The organism is Moorena producens PAL-8-15-08-1 (assembly GCF_001767235.1).
Taxonomy (GTDB): Bacteria; Cyanobacteriota; Cyanobacteriia; order Cyanobacteriales; family Coleofasciculaceae; genus Moorena; species Moorena producens_A.
This window is the reverse complement of the sequence record NZ_CP017599.1, coordinates 2,607,133-2,623,802: the sequence shown is the minus strand read 5'-3', so window position 1 is coordinate 2,623,802 and position 16,670 is coordinate 2,607,133. Positions and strand designations below refer to the sequence as shown.

Genomic DNA, 16,670 nt, shown 5'->3' with positions numbered 1-16,670 from the left:
TTCTTCTCCAAACACTGTTACAAAATCCTCTTGCATACTGATAACTGTCTAACGACGATCATTGGCCACATCAAAAACAGGATCATCGTATGGACAGTCAATCTGAGCAAGCTCAGCATAGGGACATTCGCGGGTATCATCATGGTGAAGCAGCATCATTAAAGCTGGACCAATGTGATCATCAGTGTAGTCAAGCATTTGTAAATCACCACTGGAATTACCAACTGCCATAATTGGTTTTTTACCAATGTAGCGGTCAATTCCCACTGGTTTACGTTTTCCATCGTTAATCGGTTCCACCAGTATTTTCGTCTTGAGCAAGACAAAAGTTCCATCGTTTTCTGGGTCGCAATACTCGGCTTTGGTGGTAGTACCAATGATGTTTTCAGGGGGAATACCGTAGGCATCTTCCGCAAAGGAGCGAATGAAATCTGTTCCACCCCCAGAGGAAATATAGACCTTGAAATCATTACTTTGGAGATAGTTGACCAGTTCAACCATGGGCTTGAAGGTCAGCTGGATGTATTGAAAGCCAAGGTATGGATGATTTTGTGTATCCAGAAATTGCCTAGCTTCCTGTTTATACTGTTCCGGTGTTATTTGCGGTTCAGTTGAACAATCAGGTGTTTCAAGATTTACCGATGGATTTATTCCCCTATAATATTCGATAAATGACACCTGAATATAGTCTGGTTTTTCAGTCCACAGGGTTCCATCATTATCGAAAACAGCAATGCGATCGCTCGGATCAACGGTATTGATAACATTATCCACAAAGTTAACAATCTTGGTCTTAGTCGGACCGTCATTCCAAGACACTAATAAAGATTCGAAGTCTGCAGCAGCGGGGGGACATGCCACAAAGCCTCCTAGGCAAAAGACTGATAACAGAATTGAGAAGAAAACTACAAAGGTTCTTTTTTTCATGATTTAAGACTTATGTGGTGTACTGACTGAATTAGTTTTTGCCAAGCAAAAACATCTTTACTCAAATAACTATGTTGTTGATAGAAGTGAAACCGTAAGAGCTGATTTATAAAGTGGATATTAAGAGGTGAGACGGCTGAGCATAAGTCGTACCATAGCGCCATAAATCATGGCCTCACTGACTTCAGGCAGGAGTTCATAATCTTTGCTCAGACGACGAAGCGCGTCCTAACCAACCAAAGGTACGTTCTACTACCCAGCGTCGCGGGTTAACCTTAAATTCAGATTCCGTACGCTTAACGTTCCTCTTCCTCAGCACCGCAAAGGTTGCCTACAACACCAGCTTGCGCGTTGGCCACAAAGCCGTAGGTCAACCCAAATTAATTGCAAACTAGAACAGTCAAAACTTTCTTCCATCAATGCTGCCCCAGCTCCGACTCGATCTTGACCGTTGGCTTGCTGTGACTACCACACTTAACAGCAATCGATGGGTATCTACAATGATATGACGCTTACGTCCCTTGACTAACTTACCTCCATCGAAGCCATACACTTCCCCCTTTTTTCCGTCGTTTTTAGCGATGCAGCGCGGTCTTGGGGGTTTCCCCCATGAGCGACTGCATCAAGACACCGACTGGCTATCAGCAATTGCTGCACGCTTGTTGAGGGTTTCTATTCACTTGTTGACGACATGAATCCCGCAGGTAATGATTCATCATCTGCCACACTCCAGTTTTCTGCCAACGACGAAAGTAAAAGTACACTGTTGAGTAGGGAGGTAAGTCATGAGGGAGCATCTCCCAAGAACATCCAGTGCGTAGAACGGGCAAAAATACCATTGACAACTTCACGTACATTGACAGTACGAGGACGTCCTCCAGTTTTGGCTGGTGGAATTAAGGCTTCAATGAGCTGCCACTGTGCATCTGTGATATCACTTTTATAGGCTTTTATAGTCATGGTGTGAGATGTAGGCAACATCAACGTATGATATCGGCACTATTGCTATGTACTTCCTCTATTTAGATTTACTTTATAAATCAGCTCTTAAATAATACATACATAAATTGATTTCTCAAGCTAGTTTTACTCACTAGTTACCAAAGCTTTAATCCTTTACATCCCTTGCTGTGATTGACTATGGTTTTTTTATATAGCTGAATAATATCTAGGGTTTTTATCTAGGTTGTAAACAGACGAATTGCCAGAAAAGACAAGAAGCAAGAGGCAAAGGTGAAGGCATTGCTGAATATCAAAAGGGTTAACCATTCTGATATTCAGCAACGCCATATTTTTGCTAAGGTGAGCATTGCACACCCTACTAATTAAATTTTAGTTACATCCTCGTTGATATGGTCTTGATCGGTAGAAAGGTTGGGAAAAAATATGGTCGAAATCCTCTTTCATACTAACCACGATCCAATTGTCACGAGTTTGGGCTGCGTCGAGGGATTCGTTACGAGCAACAACATCGCCATCATGATTGACCTTAGTTTCATATGGGACATTATTGTATTCATATTCCTCCTCACAATCATCATGATTAATGAGTACGATTAAAGAATTACCAACCCCAGTATCAGTGTATTGAAACATTTCAAAATCACCACTAGAGTTACCTACAGCAATAATAGGTCGTTTCCCAATATGATTTTGAATTCCTACTGGTTTACCCTCTTGATCGTTATAGTGAGCTAGATCCTCGTGTTTTTCCTGTTTTATTCCCTGTAAAAAATCCGTATCACGTTTTACGTTTCCTCCAAATTCTTTATCGAAGCTTGTTTTGACGGCGGTACCAATCACTTGTTCAGGGGGAATACCATAAACATCATCAGAAAAAGAACGGACAAAATCAATATCACCTCCAGAAGAAATATAGACTTTGAATTCGTTATTTTTAAGGTAATTAACTAATTCAATTACCGGTTCATAGACAAGGTCTACATAGGGAACATGAAAATCTTTATGATTTTGGTTATAGACAAAATCCTTAGCCTCCTCTATATATTCATCTGTTGTGTAGCCAACAAAATTATCACCTTGCAGCTTCTTTTGGAGTTCAAACTGAATTGGGAAATATATAGGTTTTTCAGCCCACAAGGTTCCGTCATTATCAAAGACAGCAATGCGATCTTCGGCGTTAACTTGGTTCACAAAATCAATGATCTTGTCTAGGCTACCAGTACCAGGTTTCCAAGAATCTAATGCTGCATAGGCAGGTAGACAGCCTAAAGTACCTCCTAAACAAAAAATTGATAACAGCACTGAAAGAAAAAATGAGATAGTTTTTTGGTTGATGTTGGGAAAGTTCATGATTGATTTACACACCTTGAAAGTAGGTCGAATTGTTGTTAAGAGAAATAGGAGGTTTTATCTTCAACAATAGTCTTTAAAATATCCTCCTATTGAACTACTCCATCTGAGGGGGTGACATGAGCCATGAAAAGCTTACTAAATAAGGCTTTGAGGCAAATTATCTCAGGAAATATAAACTCCCAAATTGACCTTCCTTTGATTTTTTGGAAGCTCAAATCTTTATAACTATGTCCAACGTCAGCCCGAAACAGCATGTATCTTTTTATAACTAATGAGCTTAACTTATTGCCCAGTAATGATTTTAGCTTGCATGTCACCCCCTGAGCTAAATTCGATGAATTTCAGTTGTTATATTTTTCTGCTAACTCCAGCAGTTTTCTAACAGTGACACTCAAAAATCATCTCAAAAACGATTAGATATCAAAAACGATTAGTCTGTCAACCTTTATTCAAAAATTTCATAAAACTTTACGAACGAATTGACTAGGCCCCACGCTTGATTCGATCTTGGTTATAGCTGATTCGTAAACTCGCTGTAATCCTTGTAGGATAAGGCTTGCGCTAAAATAGAACAATTGAACTATTTAATACCCAACAGACAATCATAGCAAGGCTTTCAGACTTCTTAAGATTTCCTTTACAAATCAGCTCTAAGCTATCAGCTATCAGCGTGTCGCGTATCAGCTAATGTGTTAGGTCACAGCGTCGTTCGCACAGCGTGGCCATTCGCGTAGCGTGGCCTAAAGGCCAAGGCCAAAGCCTGTGCCACGCTACTTGAGGTGCTTATCCGTTATGGGCACGCTACTATACTTTTGAATAAAATAAGCTGTTCGCGCAGCGTGAGCGAAAAGCTGACGGCTGACGGCTGACGGCTGACGGCACCTCAAGTAGCGTGCGCGTAGCGCATATGCTTACGCGAAACCCAACATTAGAAAGTTTGGTTGTTAGGTTTCGCTTTTGGAGGAAGAATCAACGAAACTCTCAGAGTTTGAGACCGCTTCACTCACCCGACAAGGGGCTAAAATCCACAAGGATAGCCCTTTTACCCTTTAGTCAACAGAAACCGCTTTAATCTGATCAACAATGTCGTCAATGATTTCGTCAGGATGTAAACCAAAGGGAGGTTGACTGGGAGGATACTCGTCAAAGGTGTCCAGGAACTGCTGAACCAGAGTACTTGCTGGCAACAGCAAGTAATTCCGGCGAGACCACCACTCATTGTAGTTATTGGAATCGGTATCCGCCCGTTCGTAGGGATCCCGACGCAAGTTAAACAGCTTCGGAACCCGCAGTTTCACAAACGGCTCCCGCCAGACATCAAAATAGTGAGCCCGTTGTTCTGAAAAGACCACTTTCCAATCCCCAACGCGAACCCCTGGCAGCTGACCCTCATCATTGAAGTAGATGAAGCCCTGACGCTGTCCTTTTTGGCTATCGGGATCGCTCAAATAGGGCAACTGATTATATCCATCCAGATGGGTACCGCAGAGATTGGTGGATTCATCGTACGGACAGGGTTGCTTTAGGTTTTCTTTGAGGTCATCCATGCCAGCAGCTGCCATCAGGGTTGGCACCCAATCCAAATGAGAGAAAATCTCATGAGACACTGTTCCTGCAGGGATGTGACCAGGCCAGCGTACTAGTGCTGGAACGCGGTAGCCGCCTTCCCAGTTAGTGTTCTTCTCACCCCGGAATGGTGTCAGAGCGCCATCGGGCCATTGATTGTAATGGGGACCGTTGTCAGTTGTATAGATGACAATCGTATTGTCTTCAATGCCCTGATTTTTCAGGAAGTCGAGCAATTCCCCAACATGGCCATCGTGTTCCACCATGCCATCGTTATAGAAGCCCTGACCGCTAATACCTACAACTTCATCCTTGATGTGGGTATAGTAATGCATCCGGGTCGAGTTAAACCAAGCAAAAAAGGGCTTGTCCTTTTTCACTGCTTTCTTGATGAACTTCTTCGTCCGCTTCAGGAATTCCTCATCGACAGTCTTCATCCGTTCAACGTCGAGCGGTCCGGTATCACGACATTCCTGATAGCCCAACTTGCCAAAGCGTTCTAAATACTTTTCATCTTCAGAAAGCTCTGAATCCATAATTGGTTCGTCGTGGTCTTCACCAGGCGTTGCTTCGCAATCAAGAACCCCGCGAGGACCAAAATACTTGGCATAGTCGCTATCTCGTCCGCCGGGATAGTCCACATTATCCGGCTCTTCTTCTGCATTTAAGTGATAGAGGTTGCCAAAGAATTCGTCAAAGCCATGGACTGTGGGCAGAAACTGGTTCTGATCCCCCAGGTGGTTTTTGCCAAACTGTCCGGATGTATAACCCAAGGGCTTCAGCATTTCTGCCAAGGTGGGGTCTTCATCCTGGATACCGAAGGGGGCTCCTGGGAAACCGACTTTCAACAAGCCCGTACGCAGGCCACTTTGTCCAGTAATAAAGGATGCCCGACCAGCAGTACAGCTTTGCTCGGCGTAGTAGTCCGTAAACAGCATCCCTTCGTTGGCAATGCGGTCGATGTTGGGGGTGTCGTAACCCACGATGCCCTTTTCATAAGCACTGACATTCGTCCAACCAATGTCATCTCCCATAATCACCAGGATGTTGGGCGTGCCTTGTGTGTTGGCAAGTGCTATCCCCTGGTTAGTCACTGGGAGGAAACCAACTAGAGTGAAGGTGATCGTTAGTAGGATCGCCATCACCCCATTGAATAATCGCTTCCCAATCTGGGCAGTGTCCTGACTGCCCTTGGAGCGATTAGCTCTGAAGTATTTCATTAAGGCTCCCGTTTGTATTTGTATCCTAGATTTGTATCGTAGTTTTAACTTGAGTCTTGCAAGTTTTCTGCACCCGCTTGTTAGTATCTCACACTTTTTGCATCACAAAATTTTTTTTTTGATGGAATGTGATGAAAAATACCTTGAACAATGACCATATTTTATATGTTTAAATCAGCTTAAATCCAGAGTGGGCAAGGACTTATTTTACCCAGGTATTTGCGCAAATGAGGTAAAAATATAGAGATTATATTTGATTTTTATATTTTAAAAAAAATATATATAAGTAAAACTAATATCCCAAGAATCAAGAAATCTAGTATAATCCTTGAACTAGGAAAAAACCGTTAATTAATGTTAATAAAAACGATGCTTTTGGTGTAAGTATGATAAGATGATGTTTTAAGCATAAATAACTATAAAATTTCTTAAAAATTTACCCTATTCGGTACTTAAACGACTATAATGCGTGGCCTATAACACTTCGTTAAGAAATGTTAATAAATTGGGGGTTTGGGTCGAAGTTTGATAAGCTAGTGGTTTACCAAGTAAAAAGTATAAAATTTCTTAAAAATTTGGTATATTCGGTAATTATTATGCTATTATGATAAATTTAAAGTAAGCATTCAAGTATCAGCCATTGGCCATAGGCCAAGCTAGGCCAAAACAGCGTCGTTCGCACAGCGTGGCCAAAGGCCAAAGCCTTTGTCACGCATATGCTTACAAAAAAGCGGACGCTTTTTTGCGATGAAGCGAAGCTTCATCGCAACCGGCACTATCTTCTTCTAAATACAGTTAAAACGTATTGATAAAACCTGATAAAAACTGCAAATCAACGCCCGGCAATAACCAGAGATAGGATAGTTCCAAAGGGTTGCCTTGAAAGGGCTTTAATATCCCGAAATTCGCATAATATAGTAAAGCATCTAGGATAATTTTCTTAGGCCGATCCTGGTAACAATAGTAATATCAAATCCGATTTAGTTGGGTAGTATTTTACTCCTCTTGCTGTGGAATGGGCATCTTGGTGAAATGGGCATCTTGCTGTGGAACTGGCATCTTGCCAGTTTCAATATATATATTGTCGTGCGGGCAGGATGCGGCATCTTGCTGTGGAACTGGCATCTTGCCAGTTTCAATATATATATTGTCGTGCGGGCAGGATGCGGCATCTTGCTGTGGAACTGGCATCTTGGTGGAACTGGCATCTTGCCAGTGTCAATATATATATTGTCGGGCGGGCAGGATGCCCACTCTACTCCTATTCAGCGCGAAGACATTAGCAACGCCACTTCCCTTAGAGTCATTAACTCTCAAATATTTCATAACTGCTCCCGTCTTTATGGTAGTTTCAACTTTAGTTTTACAATTTTTCTGCACCCGTCCGATGTCACTGATATAGAACATTTGTACTAAAGCTATACCCCCCTCATCGGTTTTACTTTGCTGTGATAGTACCTGTGATAGTACATAGTACATAGTTGTGCAACTTTAACTGTGCAACTTTCTTTAACTTGCTCCCTATTTAAGCTTAAACATAAACCCTTGCCCTGAACACTCAAAAATTCCAACTTTACGAACCATAAGACTAAAATACTCTTTGACGGGAAAATAATTAGTTTTATCTATGATTCGTTTTGTTAAGCATCGTCATCAATCGTCTCAAAATCAGGTATATTTGTTTTTTAATCTTCTTGTGTTACTTCTGCTTTCCTCTGCAACGTTTGTGAAGGCAATTCCCCAAACAGGACTTTGTAATCTCTAGCAAAATGCCCTGCATTCCAGAAGCCAAATTGGTTAGCTAGGGCTTCTACGCTGCAACTGTCTGGATCACGAGCCTTCAGGCACCTGCGCACCGCATTGAGCCGTCGCACCTTGAGATAGCGCATGGGACTCATGCCAAATAACTCCTTAAACCCATAGGACAACGCTGAACTGCTAGACCCCAATCGTTTGGCTAGCTCCTTGAGGGTCAGGGGTTTTTCCAAGTGGGCTACTATTTCTTGCTCCGCTTGGGCTATCAACTTTCTGCGCCGAGAGGGTTTGAGGGTGGGGCTGGAACTGCCTTGAATGGGAATGGCTTGAATCACCAACGGAACCAGATCATTTGCAACCAGCTCTGGGATATGGGGCTGGTTCAACCAGTCAGGTTGATGTTGCGCCAACCAAAATAGTTCCCGTAGATAGTCCTTGATCTCCGCGATCCGATCGGGCAATATACTCACATGATTTTTGGCGAGGAAGCGATCATCCAAATCATAGCGCTGCAAGTCATTTGCACAAGCTTCAAAGATTCCCACCGGGATGAATATGTCTACAATCATTCCCACTTGAGGAGTCACGAAGCCCGATCCTCGTTGCCGATCAAAACCATACAAATCAGTTTGAGGACACAGGGGCTGACCATGGCCATAAAAATTGCCTCCTTTGGCCGCCCAAACCAACGAAAAAGTAAAATATCCCTGCTGTTTCGGACCTATTGCTTGAAGGGATTGATTGGCGCTAATACGTGTGAAATATAAATCACCAATCTGGGTAGCAAAAAACTCACTCTGGAACGAACCAGAAGAAAGCTGCATTATTTCCATTTGGCTATAGATCAAGAACTCAGTAAACTGTTCCACATCCGTAAAACGACAGGAAATAATCTTGGAACGTCCTGCGGTAGATTCGTTCAAATCTTGACCAGAAGAATTTGCTGCCTTAAAACTCATGACTGCTTCAGATAAAATAGATTATATTTCGTGGTAGTTATCGATAAGGAGGTACCTCGGCCTTAGAATTTTAGGGAGTAGGGAGTAGGGAGTAGGGAGTAATAAAATTAAATCTACCTCATAAGTATGATAAATTATATCAAGCCTTTGCTAATATATAATTTGTAAGCCATCAGCTATCAGCTCTCAGCTCTCAGCTCTCAGCTATCAGCTCTCAGCTTTTAAATAAAACAAGTAAGCATTCGTTTAATCTTTGTTACGTCAGCTAAATGCTAAATGCTGTTCGCGTAGCGTGAGCTAAAAGCTCACGGCTGACGGCTGACGGCTGAATGCTTACATAATTTTAAATTATCTCATGAAACCAAATGCTGATTGATCAGACAGCGGTTTTCATATTAATGAAGTAGACACAATGATTGTTTGCCTGTTCCCTATTCCCTATTCCCTATTCCCTATTCCCTGCTCCCTATTCCCTTTGACCATCAATTCTAGTTTCACATCTCAACTAAAAAGACTATAGCTAACTGCTGATAGCTGACTGCTGAACGCTTACTAATACCCTACGTTAACAATTTTTAATTATGAAATCCAAAACTGAGCAAATTGTTACTACCCTTCAAGAATTAACCAAAGATGAATTCTACAGCCTAGTTGGTGACGCTCCTTATATAGTTATCCCTTGGGAAGTGGAGGATAAAGGTCCCTTTTCCGTGGAGCGCTTTCTAGTGGATAACACCGGTCTTATGCCCTTTACTCCGGAAGAGTTTCTCAGTCAGATTCGCGCCACCCAATCTCAACCTGTGAGTGACCATTACCAAAATCTAATCGCACTGCTGCAAGCTAATTTGTCAGAGTTAACTATCTATGGCTATCGCCTTCCTACACTACCAGAAGACTTGGAAGAGGGATTTCCCCTTCAACAAAGTGTCTTTGGCTCCTTAGGAATTCCCATGCTAATTGGTTCATCAACACCAGGAGAGTGGATTGGATTAGGTATCAAACAAACTTGGCGGTGCAACTCATCACCACAATTTATGATTCCGGATCTAGAATCTGTCCAAGACAAAACCGCTGCACTGGTTGAGCAAATCCAATCTATCACTAATCAAATTACTCATCAAGCCCAAGCAGAGGAAGAATTAAGTTTTGGAGGTTTCGAGGTAGTTATCACCACTAGTCGCCACCAAGTTATGCAAAAATTATTGGATACTACGGGATTTTTAGAGATTAGCGAAATCAATGAATTTATTAGAGTTCGAGATGATTACGGAACCGAGATAGAAGAGTATCAAGAAGCAATAGCACAGCTAGAACAAGAACTAGTAAAGTTAGAAGAAGAAGGAGAATTATCAACAGAACAATACCAAGAAGTTCAAGAAGAATTGTCAGAACAAAGAGAAGGATTAGAGGAAATCCAAATAGAATGCAAGTTCGAGTTAGATTTGAGAAACCTCTTTGCCACTCAAGTGCTGAATACCAAAACTTATCATCTTAACTTCAATCTGTCTGGGGAATGGTGTACAGTTCACTATGCCTTAGGAGAAACTCACGATCTCGATTGGGTAGTACTAGCAACAATTAGTTATACTGTTTGAGGGAATCACAGGAAGACCAGGAGATGGGGAGATGGGGAGATGGGGAGATAGGGAGATAGGGAGATAGGGAGATAGGGAGATGGGGAGTCTGATCAGCAACTGGTTCTCCAAGACCGTAATGGTGCGTTTTCCGTAGGCGTTAAAACCTCGCGCCTTGTCGCACCGCCTCTCTCCATTGGTGATTTTTCATAACTATATTTTTCACAACTAGTTGAAAATTGTGATAAGATAGTTTCTGGTAAAAATTCATGATTAATCAAAAGTTTACTATCGGATAGTCGGGATTGATGGTGATAAGTAAAACTTAGTTTTTGTTAACATAATTGCTTGAAACCGATTCCCGATTCCCGATTCCCGATTCCCGATTCCCGATTCCCTGTTCCCTGTTCCCTAACGATATGCAAATTATATTTCGTGAGTTTAACCCATTTGATTTGTGGATTTGGATAGAATTTAGCACTGTTCCCTCCTATCGCGAAAAGGAATATGTGGAAGAATTATTCAATTCCTGGTTTTTATTAGGTAAATTGGGAGGATTTGATGCCGAAAACCTGCCGGTGCAAGAGGTTGGCTTAGAAATCAGCTACATGGAATATGATGATAGAGTAACAGAAAACAGTTTAATGGCCTTGATGCATAATCAGGGCGAGTTTGAGTATGAAGGCACTTGGGGGCGCTGCTGGTTTGATTTAGGAACTAGTGATGCGATCGCTCTTGATATTTTAATTAATTCTTTCCGGCAACTTGCCAAAGAATATGTGGAGATACAAAAATTAATTATAGGTGGTGAAAACGACGATTGGCCAGTGCATGATAGGAGCACATCACTGTTTTATGAGTCTAATTTAAACTAATTCCTACTAATAACTTAGCCAATCGTGGCTGGATTGTAAGAGGATATCTCCCAAGTTTTTTTATACTGGATTTTGCCCCCCTAGCCCCCCAACTTTGGGGGGAAAAAGAGTCAATTTTATTCTAAAAGTCCCCCGCCCCCCTAACCCCCCAATTCTGGGGGGAATTAGCGGATGCTTCGCTTTTTTACAGATGGGGACCAACGGGGGCTTGGATGTAGCAAATGAGACTTCTCAGACAACCTCTAAGCATATGCGCTACGCGCACGCGTGCGCGTTCAGCAGTCAGCGTTTAGCGGTCAGCTTAGAATAAAATTGAAAGTCTGGGGAAAAGCCGATTGCGCGTAGCGCATAGGCTGATAGCTGATAGCTGATAGCTGATAGCTGATAGCTGATAGCTGATAGCTGATAGCTGATGGCTGATAGCTGAATGCTTACATTACCCATTACCACTTAGACATTAAACAGCCTCTAGATTCCTTTCCCCAGTCCTAATCCGGATAACTTGCTCAATGGGACTGATGAAAATTTTACCGTCGCCGATTTTACCGGTCTGAGCAGCAGTGATAATTTTTTCTACTGCCATGTCAACTAAGCCATTTTCAACAACGACTTCTAGCTTGACCTTAGGAAGAAAGTCTACCCTGTACTTTGTACCGCGATACTGTTCAGTTTGACCTCTCTGCCGTCCAAATCCCCGAACTTCAGACACGGTCATGCCAACGATACCAGCATTGACTAAAGCTATTTTGACCTCTTCGAGCTTATAGGCTCGGATGATTGCCTGGATTTTTTGCATTTTCCCAGCCCCTTACTGGGGCTTCCACTCCAATTGACTAACACTAGCATGACATGTATACCACGAAAAATAAATTTTTATGTAATAAATAATACATTTGTGATTGGTCATTGGTTCATTTCGATGTTCTTGACTGTATTGCTCATGGAGGATAAGGGAGAATCCCCATTTACTCGTTTAACTTTTTTCATTTAACTTTTCACGTTTAACTTTTATATTAATTATCAAACTAATGAGGTAGACAGGATTTTTTCCCACTCCCCAATCCCTACTCCCTACTCCCTACTCCCTACTCCCTACTCCCATTAACCCAATAATTTGTACCTCACCCAATTGATAACTGCTATCTCTTCACTGAAATCCCAGTGCTAAAGCTCCCTGGTAAAATATCAAGCTAGCTACCCAAGCCAACCCTAAGGAAAACACTAAGGAAAATAAGGTAAATTTCCAGGATTTTGCCTCATTAAATAGGGTAACAATGGTAGTTAAACAGGGAGTGTAGATTAAGCAAAAGATACAAAAACTATATCCTTGGATAAAGGTTACTGTATCAGTTATCTGCTGACTAACAGCAACGGAGTTAAGTCCATAAATTACCGCTAAAGAGCCAATGACAATTTCTTTAGCAATGAAACCAAAAATTAGGGCTAGGGTTAAATGGGGATTAATACCAATGGGATTCATGACCGGACTTAAAAATTGTCCAATTTGCCCGCCAATGGTATCCAATCCTGTCGCTCCTGGCGGTAAATTCGTGATGAACCAAACGGCAACACAGCCAAAGGTAATAAACCCAGATGCTCGTTGCAAAAATTCTTTGACTTCTCCCCACCCTCTTAGTAAGACTTGTTTGATAGTCGGAATTCGGTAAGGCGGTAATTCTATAATAAAGGGTTCCTCGTTTTTAAACACTCCTTGGAAAAGAGCAGCAGTGACAATGGCGGCGACAAAACTAAGTAGGTACAGGGAAAATAATACTAAAGCCCCGTTACCATGGGGAAATACAGCAGCAATGATAAAGACAAATACCTGGAGTCTTGCAGAACACAAAGCAAAAGGAATCACTAGCATAGTTAGCAGTCGCAAGGCTTGCGATCGCATAACTCTAGTTCCCATTAATGCGGGAACATTACAGCCAAATCCCATCATTTGCATCACAAAACTGCGACCATCTAACCCCAACCGTTCCATAAAGATATCCATTAAATAGGCAGAACGGGATAGGTAGCCACTATCTTCTAGAATTGCCATTAAGATAAAGAACAGCACAATTAATGGTACAAAGGAAGCAACGGTAGCTAAACCGTTCCAAATCCCATTAATCAAAAAGTCTTGAACCACTGTGGGTAAGGGTTGGATGACAGGTTCAATCATGGCACCTTGAATCCAGCCAGTCATAGTATCCATCAGGTCTTGAGAGGGGAGTCCCACAGTCCAAACCACCCAAAATACCAGGAACATTCCTAAAAAGAACAAAGGTAATCCCAATATCGGATGCAGCAGTAACTTATCAATCCTGGCGGTTAAATTAACTGCCATCTCAGAAGGCATTTCTACCGCACCATTGAGCACTGAATCTATCTCTTGACTGGAGATAGAGCTATGGTCAGATAAACGAGTTTTTAGATTATCTATTAGATTATCTCTATTAATCGATTCTTCTTGTGCGTTTAAAGTTTTAGAAATTTCTAGGTATGCCCTCATATAGCCATCTCCATACTTGGCACTAATGAGGAACACAGGCATATCCAAATTATCGGATAATGTTTCTGTGTTTATTTTAACTCCATATTGCTTAGCTTCATCAGCCATATTCAGCATCAACACTGCCGGTAAACCTAGGGCTTTTACCTGCAACGCCAAGCGAATTTGACGGTCAATTTGGGAAGCATTGATAACAATAATAACTAGATCAACAGGAAAATTTTCTAAGAAGGTTTGAACAATTTTCTCATCATCAGAAAATCCGTTGAGGTCATAAATTCCTGGTAAATCTACGAATTCCGTAGGTTCGCCATTGAGTTGCACATTAGCTTGTAGTAGATCTACCGTAATTCCGGGCCAATTGCCAACGTGAGCAGTGGTACCTGTGATCCGGTTAAAGAAGGTTGATTTGCCGGTGTTGGGCATTCCTAGCAACGCAACTCGCTTAACCCCTTTCGAGTCTTCAATGACGGCGGTGCTGGTATTGTGGCAAGAGGTCATAATCTTACTGGCAGATATTTGTTTAAACTCTGCAGGCTATTGAAAGGCCTTGAACAGTAACGATTATATAGCATTTGTATTTGAATTGTGAACATACTCCCGCTTTGGAAAGGCAAGAGGAATCCCCCCTAACCCCCCTTAGTAAGGGGGGCGGGCAAGAGGCAAGAGTTAATAAAGTAGCGATGCAGTCGGCCAAAGCGGGTTTACCCCATGAGCGACTGCATCAAGACATAGAATAATTTTGGGTAATGAAAAAAACGGTAATTATTTTTTCTATTAGAAATGCTAGATAGCAATATTTACGATTACTATAGCAATACGCCCTTGGGTATTTATAGCAATTCTACGACTTGTGAGGTACAAATTTATGGTTTTTAGGGAGCAGGGACTTCGGAGCAGGGACTTCGGAGCAGGGAGTAGGGAGAAGAGAGAAGAGGGAAGAGGTACACACTAGTTTTTACCTCATGAGTACTAGAAACGCTATACAAATAATGGTTAGGGATAAATTGCTAAAAGCTTTGTAAAACTTGGCTTTTCTATCGCCTCTTGCCTCTTGCCTCTTGCCTCTTGCCTATTCTCAGGAAGTAGCGCTATAGCTGTGAAAGCGATCTCTAAAGTATCGCTGATACAAATTGCAGCTAACCATCACGTGATTGTCTGACCAATTCACCAGCCCCATACTGTAGAGCTTAAATGCCTGTACCTGTTCCAAGGCTACTGGAACTTTTGCCCTAACCACTGCTTCAAAGGCTACGGCTAAATCAGGATGTTGTTGTAGAGTCCACCAGTGTCGCTGTAAGTGTTCGCTGTAAATTCCCTGATCTGAAGTCGCCCTTTGCACTAGTTCTTCTGGGGTAAAATCCTGTCGCGCTAGATAATATAACGCTAGACGCAGCAAATAGGGATGACCAGCTACTAACCACATCAGCTGGGCTAAATCTCCCATGGAGAGATCCAGTTCATGACGTTGGGCTAAATCCTGAACCTGCTCCCAACTAAATGAAGACAACTGAATCGGCAATCCTACGGTAAAAGGGGATTGATGCATAGTTAGGGGTAGATAAACTTCTGTGGAGTTAACCAGCACTAGCCGAAGTTTTTGCCAGATCTTGCTATCTTTGGCTTCCTCATACCAAGAGCGTAGCAGGGGTAGAAAGTCTTGAGCAATTTTGGGATACTTGAAAATCTCATTGACTTCATCTAATGCCAAAACAATAGGACTGTCTATTTGTTCGAGCAGATAGTCTTGGAAATAGGTGGTGCAGCTGACTTTACTACCGAGGTCTTGATGCCAATAATCATCCAGCATAGGTTTTAGGTTCAGCTTGCGGGTGACATTGTAGGCTAACCAACGCAAAAATTTATCTAGGTTGGTGAGAATTTCAACATCCACTCGTTGAAGGTTCAAACGCACAGTTTGGTAACCCTGAGTTTCTGCATGAGCCAGAATCCTGACCATCAGGGATGTTTTCCCCATCTGTCTGGGTGCTTTAATATGAATAAAAGCTCCTGGTTTAACAATCTCTTCGTAAGACCTAAATTCATAGGGGACTCGCTCGACATAAAATCGGGAAGCTAAAGGAACTCTTCCTTTTGGTAATTCCAACTGCTGGGATTGAGGATTGAGAATTTGGGATTGGGGATGGTTCCCATAAGGAACATTTGAGATCTGTTGCTTAGCTGTAGATTGCACCTTCCCTTTGTAGTAAGGCTCTAGTCCCTGTCTCAATACCCCAAGCAGCTCCTGAGTATGACTCGATTCTTGATTGACCTGTCGTCTTTCGAGTACACTACGAAAGTTGGTTTTACTAACTTTTTCCCCTAGTGCCTCTGAGAACAGTTTCCATAATTTAGGGGCAACGGTCTGCTTGATATAACTTGCTGAATAGCCTAACTCTTGAGCGATTTGGTCATAGGTTTTGCGTTGCCCTTGCCAGGATTTTTGCAAAACTGCTCTTTGAATATCACTCAGATATTGCCCTGTGTTGGAAAACACTAATTGTTCCGCAAATCCTAATCCTTCCTGAATATCGATCAGATATTGTGAGTTAAAAATGGCCATTTACTTTGCACCCTAGATGATTCTTGGCTGCTAACCTGAGTGTGATATAACCATAGAAAACTGCTAGAATACCGGGTCAGTAATCAAAATTATGGGTAGAAGCAAACCAAAAGATGAGTAAGCATTCAGCCGTCAGCTATCAGCTATCAGCTTATGGGCTACGCCCACGCTACTTGAGGTGCTAGCAGGCCCGAGAACTGCACGGGGTCGGATGAGTAAAACGAGCAGGGATTTTCAACCAGGCGTACCAGCCCGTAAGCTTGTTTACTACCGACCGTTGATTAGCTGACGGCTGACGGCTGATAGCTGAATGCTTACAAAGATGATAGCCCTTTTGCTGAAATCCTAATTGCTTCGTTCTTTCGCTTCGCCTACTTCGTTATTCAAAATTATTAATGTCTCGATTCAGTAGGAG

At 42.2% G+C, this 16,670-nt stretch carries 11 protein-coding genes and 1 pseudogene; 4 read left to right on the top strand and 8 right to left on the bottom strand.

Annotated elements, in window-relative coordinates; all coding sequences use genetic code 11:
• Positions 1-48: 48 nt before the first annotated feature.
• The 4 genes and pseudogenes from BJP34_RS09930 to BJP34_RS09915 all read right to left on the bottom strand — a co-directional run bounded on the left by BJP34_RS09930 (position 49) and on the right by BJP34_RS09915 (position 6,029).
• A complete protein-coding gene (locus BJP34_RS09930) occupies positions 49-927 on the bottom strand; it encodes an HAD family hydrolase (RefSeq protein ID WP_083305080.1) in 879 nt (292 codons plus the stop codon).
• Positions 928-1,047: 120 nt separating this feature from the next.
• Positions 1,048-1,887 (bottom strand): annotated as a pseudogene (locus tag BJP34_RS36470) (IS5 family transposase).
• A gap of 372 nt (positions 1,888-2,259) precedes the next feature.
• Positions 2,260-3,240 (bottom strand): HAD family hydrolase, encoded by a 981-nt coding sequence (locus BJP34_RS09920; RefSeq protein WP_070392206.1) that lies wholly within the window; start codon positions 3,238-3,240, stop codon positions 2,260-2,262.
• 1,052 nt (positions 3,241-4,292) lie between these two features.
• Complete coding sequence (locus tag BJP34_RS09915; RefSeq protein WP_070392205.1) at positions 4,293-6,029, bottom strand: arylsulfatase; 1,737 nt, start codon at positions 6,027-6,029, stop codon at positions 4,293-4,295.
• Between the two features lie 984 nt (positions 6,030-7,013).
• On the opposite strand from BJP34_RS09915, the gene BJP34_RS39205 reads away from it, so the two are divergent.
• Complete coding sequence (locus BJP34_RS39205) at positions 7,014-7,445, top strand: hypothetical protein (RefSeq protein ID WP_149030884.1); 432 nt, start codon at positions 7,014-7,016, stop codon at positions 7,443-7,445.
• 269 nt (positions 7,446-7,714) lie between these two features.
• Here BJP34_RS39205 and BJP34_RS09900 read toward each other — a convergent pair whose 3' ends face one another.
• Entirely contained in the window at positions 7,715-8,743 is a 1,029-nt protein-coding gene (locus BJP34_RS09900) for a helix-turn-helix domain-containing protein (protein WP_229424313.1), read from the bottom strand.
• 581 nt (positions 8,744-9,324) lie between these two features.
• Here BJP34_RS09900 and BJP34_RS09895 point away from each other — a divergent pair.
• Both BJP34_RS09895 and BJP34_RS09890 read left to right on the top strand, forming a co-directional pair.
• Positions 9,325-10,338 (top strand): hypothetical protein, encoded by a 1,014-nt coding sequence (locus BJP34_RS09895; RefSeq protein ID WP_070392202.1) that lies wholly within the window; start codon positions 9,325-9,327, stop codon positions 10,336-10,338.
• Between the two features lie 398 nt (positions 10,339-10,736).
• Positions 10,737-11,192, top strand: coding sequence for a DUF3531 family protein (locus BJP34_RS09890; protein ID WP_070392201.1), 456 nt, complete (start codon positions 10,737-10,739; stop codon positions 11,190-11,192).
• Between the two features lie 457 nt (positions 11,193-11,649).
• Here BJP34_RS09890 and BJP34_RS09885 read toward each other — a convergent pair whose 3' ends face one another.
• On the bottom strand, positions 11,650-11,988 hold the full coding sequence (locus BJP34_RS09885; RefSeq protein WP_070392200.1) for a P-II family nitrogen regulator: 339 nt from the start codon (positions 11,986-11,988) through the stop codon (positions 11,650-11,652).
• A 351-nt stretch (positions 11,989-12,339) separates the two neighbouring features.
• Complete coding sequence (gene feoB, locus BJP34_RS09880; protein ID WP_070392199.1) at positions 12,340-14,193, bottom strand: ferrous iron transport protein B; 1,854 nt, start codon at positions 14,191-14,193, stop codon at positions 12,340-12,342.
• A gap of 80 nt (positions 14,194-14,273) precedes the next feature.
• Between feoB and BJP34_RS42845 the strand changes: the two genes are divergently transcribed.
• Positions 14,274-14,432 (top strand): hypothetical protein, encoded by a 159-nt coding sequence (locus BJP34_RS42845; protein WP_158517109.1) that lies wholly within the window; start codon positions 14,274-14,276, stop codon positions 14,430-14,432.
• 338 nt (positions 14,433-14,770) lie between these two features.
• On the opposite strand, the gene BJP34_RS09875 is transcribed toward BJP34_RS42845, so the two are convergent.
• Entirely contained in the window at positions 14,771-16,255 is a 1,485-nt protein-coding gene (locus BJP34_RS09875; RefSeq protein ID WP_070392198.1) for an AAA-like domain-containing protein, read from the bottom strand.
• Between the last annotated feature and the right edge of the window lie 415 nt (positions 16,256-16,670).

Coding starts and splice junctions, on each gene's coding strand:
- BJP34_RS09930 (WP_083305080.1), bottom strand. CDS start 927: ATGAAAAAAAGAACCTTTGTAGTTTTCTTCTCAATTCTGTTATCAGTC.
- BJP34_RS09920 (WP_070392206.1), bottom strand. CDS start 3,240: ATGAACTTTCCCAACATCAACCAAAAAACTATCTCATTTTTTCTTTCA.
- BJP34_RS09915 (WP_070392205.1), bottom strand. CDS start 6,029: ATGAAATACTTCAGAGCTAATCGCTCCAAGGGCAGTCAGGACACTGCC.
- BJP34_RS09900 (WP_229424313.1), bottom strand. CDS start 8,743: ATGAGTTTTAAGGCAGCAAATTCTTCTGGTCAAGATTTGAACGAATCT.
- BJP34_RS09895 (WP_070392202.1), top strand. CDS start 9,325: ATGAAATCCAAAACTGAGCAAATTGTTACTACCCTTCAAGAATTAACC.
- BJP34_RS09890 (WP_070392201.1), top strand. CDS start 10,737: ATGCAAATTATATTTCGTGAGTTTAACCCATTTGATTTGTGGATTTGG.
- BJP34_RS09885 (WP_070392200.1), bottom strand. CDS start 11,988: ATGCAAAAAATCCAGGCAATCATCCGAGCCTATAAGCTCGAAGAGGTC.
- feoB (WP_070392199.1), bottom strand. CDS start 14,193: ATGACCTCTTGCCACAATACCAGCACCGCCGTCATTGAAGACTCGAAA.
- BJP34_RS09875 (WP_070392198.1), bottom strand. CDS start 16,255: ATGGCCATTTTTAACTCACAATATCTGATCGATATTCAGGAAGGATTA.